Origin of the sequence: Erythrobacter donghaensis, from assembly GCF_001557325.1 — a bacterium.
In the GTDB taxonomy this organism is placed as follows: Bacteria; Pseudomonadota; Alphaproteobacteria; order Sphingomonadales; family Sphingomonadaceae; genus Erythrobacter; species Erythrobacter donghaensis_B.
The window spans coordinates 1-656 of sequence record NZ_LSJS01000172.1 but is presented as its reverse complement, the minus strand read 5'-3'; the positions used below and the strand labels follow the sequence as shown (position 1 = coordinate 656).

1 pseudogene is annotated in these 656 nt (G+C 72.0%); it reads right to left on the bottom strand.

Features of this window, described 5'->3' with window-relative positions:
* A pseudogene (locus AX692_RS10225) lies at positions 1–468 on the bottom strand (hypothetical protein); the annotation flags it as partial.
* Positions 469–656: the final 188 nt, after the last annotated feature.

The window sequence follows — 656 nt, the reverse complement described above, 5'->3', positions numbered from 1 at the left end:
GGGCTGGATCGCGGGCGCGCCAGTGCCAGTGCCGGGCTCGGGCAGCGGCGCATTGGCCGCGGTCTCGAGCGCCGCCAGCCGCGTCTCGAGCTGGGCGAGCGCATTGGCCTGCTCCTCGCTGCGCGCGGTCAGACGCTGGAGCTGCGCTTCGAGCGAGTCGATCCGCACGAGGATGTCGGTCACCGCCCCCGGCGAGGGCGCGGCGGTGGTCGCGGGTGCCGTCGTGGTCGCGGGGCCCTGGGTGCCGGGCGCGATCTGCGGTTCGAAGAACTTCCCGTCCCCGCCGGGGAAGACCTTGCGCTGCAAGGCGCGGACCTCGGCCTCGATCTTGCGCAGCCGCGCCTCGGCAGCGGCGGGGGTCTCCTGCGCGGCGACAGGCAGCGCGATGGTCCCGAGGCTCGCCGCCGTGGCACCGATCAGCGCGGCACCGGCGAGGCGCATGGAAAGGATCTTGGCGGTGGTGGTCATGGCGCGTCAGGTTCCCTGGCTGTTTCTGCCCGTGGTGGCGGGCGACACATGAACGTTGTCCGAATCTAGCCGCGCGCCGCGGAGCAAGTCGACCCCGCGCGGCCCCCTAATCAACGGAAAAGGGTTAACGTCCGGCGGGATCGGGCGCTTCTGCGGCGCTGTCTCTTATACACATCTCCGAGCCCACG